At 50.6% G+C, this 3,361-nt stretch carries 2 rRNA genes; both read left to right on the forward strand.

What is annotated here, in order from left to right:
* Positions 1-162: 162 nt before the first annotated feature.
* Positions 163-3,057, forward strand: a 23S ribosomal RNA gene (locus LC653_RS44630).
* Between the two features lie 165 nt (positions 3,058-3,222).
* Positions 3,223-3,340, forward strand: a 5S ribosomal RNA gene (rrf, locus tag LC653_RS44635).
* Positions 3,341-3,361: the final 21 nt, after the last annotated feature.

Genomic DNA, 3,361 nt, shown 5'->3' on the forward strand with positions numbered 1-3,361 from the left:
TGATTGAGAGTTCAGCAACATGACTTTGGTGTCAGACTGCTGAGTTTAGTCTCAGCCAGAACCATGAAAACTGCATAGTAACGCGAAAATTAGCAGGCAGACACAGACATTCTTTATGATGTTGTAGTGAATGCAATCATTGAAACACCAAATGTATTGAGTGGTCAAGCTAATAAGGGCTAACGGTGGATACCTAGGCACACAGAGGCGACGAAGGACGTGGTTACCGACGATATGCTCCGGGGAGTTGGAAGCAAACATTGATCCGGAGATTTCCGAATGGGGCAACCCTTAATACTACCTGCTGAATATATAGGCAGGAGAGAGCCAACCCAGCGAATTGAAACATCTTACTAGCTGGAGGAAGAGAAATCAATAAAGAGATTCCCTAAGTAGTGGTGAGCGAAAGGGGAAAAGCCTAAACCAATTGGTTTACCGATTGGGGTAGTGGGACAGCGATATCGAATCTTGAGACTAGACGAAGCAGCTAAATACTGCACCAAAGAAGGTGAAAGTCCTGTAGTCGAAAGTTAAAGGATAGTAGCTCAATCCCGAGTAGCATGGGGCACGAGGAATCCCATGTGAATCAGCGAGGACCACCTCGTAAGGCTAAATACTACTGTGTGACCGATAGTGAACCAGTACCGCGAGGGAAAGGTGAAAAGAACCCCGGAAGGGGAGTGAAATAGAACATGAAACCGTTAGCTTACAAGCAGTGGGAGGACTATTTGAAAGTCTGACCGCGTGCCTGTTGAAGAATGAGCCGGCGACTTATAGGCACTGGTAGGTTAAAGCGAGAATGCTGGAGCCAAAGGGAAACCGAGTCTGAAAAGGGCGATAATCAGTGTTTATAGACCCGAACCCTGGTGATCTAACCATGGCCAGGATGAAGCTTGGGTAACACCAAGTGGAGGTCCGCACCGACTGATGTTGAAAAATCAGCGGATGAGCTGTGGTTAGGGGTGAAATGCCAATCGAACCAGGAGCTAGCTGGTTCTCCCCGAAATGTGTTTAGGCGCAGCGGTAATGATTATATCTGGGGGGTAAAGCACTGTTTCGGTGCGGGCTGGGAGACCGGTACCAAATCGAGACAAACTCTGAATACCCAGAGGACACATTGCCAGTGAGACAGTGGGGGATAAGCTTCATTGTCAAGAGGGAAACAGCCCAGACCACCAGCTAAGGTCCCCAAATCATCGCTAAGTGATAAAGGAGGTGAGAGTGCTAAGACAACTAGGAGGTTTGCCTAGAAGCAGCCACCCTTGAAAGAGTGCGTAATAGCTCACTAGTCAAGCGCTCTCGCGCCGAAAATGAACGGGGCTAAGCGATGTACCGAAGCTGTGGGATTAATAATAACGATTAATCGGTAGGGGAGCGTTCCGTCGTAGAAAGAAGCAGTAGCGGCAAGCAGCTGTGGACGAAACGGAAGTGAGAATGTCGGCTTGAGTAGCGCAAACATTGGTGAGAATCCAATGCCCCGAAACCCTAAGGTTTCCTCCGCCAGGTTCGTCCCCGGAGGGTTAGTCAGGACCTAAGGCGAGGCTGAACGGCGTAGTCGATGGACAACGGGTTAAAATTCCCGTACTGATTGTAGGTTGTGCAGAGGGACGGAGAAGATAATTGTCAGCCGGATGTTGGTTACCGGTTCAAGCGTCAAGATGTTGAGAGACGGCGAAAACGTTTCGAGTTGAGGCGTGAGTACGACCCACTACGGTGGGGAAGTGGCATAGTCTAGCTTCCAAGAAAAGCTCGGTGGCACGTTAACTTACAGTTACCTGTACCCGAAACCGACACAGGTAGGGAGGTTGAGAATACCAAGGGGCGCGAGATAACTCTCTCTAAGGAACTCGGCAAAATGGCCCCGTAACTTCGGAAGAAGGGGTGCCCACCTAAGCAGTGGGTCGCAGTGAAGAGATCCAGGCGACTGTTTACCAAAAACACAGGTCTCCGCAAAGTCATTTAGACGCAGTATGGGGGCTGACGCCTGCCCAGTGCCGGAAGGTTAAGGAAGTTGGTCAGGGGGCAACCTTGAAGCTAGCGACCGAAGCCCCGGTGAACGGCGGCCGTAACTATAACGGTCCTAAGGTAGCGAAATTCCTTGTCGGGTAAGTTCCGACCCGCACGAAAGGCGTAACGATCTGGATGGTGTCTCAGAGAGAGACTCGGCGAAATAGGAATGTCTGTGAAGATACGGACTGCCTGCACCTGGACAGAAAGACCCTATGAAGCTTTACTGTAGCCTGGAATTGTGTTCGGGCTTGGCTTGCGCAGGATAGGTGGGAGGCGTTGAAGTATTCCTTGTGGGGAGTATGGAGCCAACGGTGAGATACCACTCTGGCGAAGCTAGAATTCTAACCTATGACCGTTATCCGGTCAGGGAACAGTTTCAGGTGGGCAGTTTGACTGGGGCGGTCGCCTCCTAAAAGGTAACGGAGGCGCGCAAAGGTTCCCTCAGCACGCTTGGAAACCGTGCGGCGAGTGTAAAGGCATAAAGGGAGCTTGACTGCAAGAGTGACAACTCGAGCAGGTACGAAAGTAGGCCTTAGTGATCCGACGGCGCAGCGTGGAATGGCCGTCGCTCAACGGATAAAAGTTACTCTAGGGATAACAGGCTGATCTCCCCCAAGAGTCCACATCGACGGGGAGGTTTGGCACCTCGATGTCGGCTCATCGCAACCTGGGGCGGAAGTACGTCCCAAGGGTTGGGCTGTTCGCCCATTAAAGCGGTACGTGAGCTGGGTTCAGAACGTCGTGAGACAGTTCGGTCCATATCCGGTGCAGGCGTAAGAGCATTGAGAGGAGTCCTCCTTAGTACGAGAGGACCGGGAGGAACGCACCGCTGGTGTACCAGTTATCGTGCCAACGGTAAACGCTGGGTAGCCAAGTGCGGAGCGGATAACCGCTGAAAGCATCTAAGTGGGAAGCCCACCTCAAGATGAGTGCTCTCACCACTTTAAGTGGGTAAGGTCACGGGCAGAACACCCGTTTATAGGCGGTAGGTGGAAGTGCAGCAATGTATGTAGCCGAGCCGTGCTAACAGACCGAGGGCTTGACCTCAAGATAATTCGTAGTTCGTAATTCGTAATTCGTAATTACCAATTACAAGTTATGAAAACATTTGGTTTTGCGTTACTGTGCAGTCTTCAGGGTTGCTGTTAAATTCTTAGTTTCTAATTCTTTAATTACGAATTACGAATTACGAAGAACGCAATTAAAACTTTTCCTGGTGTCTATTGCGCGGTGGAACCACACTGAACCCTTCCCGAACTCAGAGGTGAAACGCTGCTGCGGCCACGATAGTTTAGGGGTAGCCCTACGCAAAAATAGCTCGATGCCAGGATTCATTTTTCTAACTAAAGCC

This window comes from Nostoc mirabile CHAB5784 (assembly GCF_020829645.1).
GTDB classification, from domain to species: domain Bacteria; phylum Cyanobacteriota; class Cyanobacteriia; order Cyanobacteriales; family Nostocaceae; genus Nostoc; species Nostoc mirabile.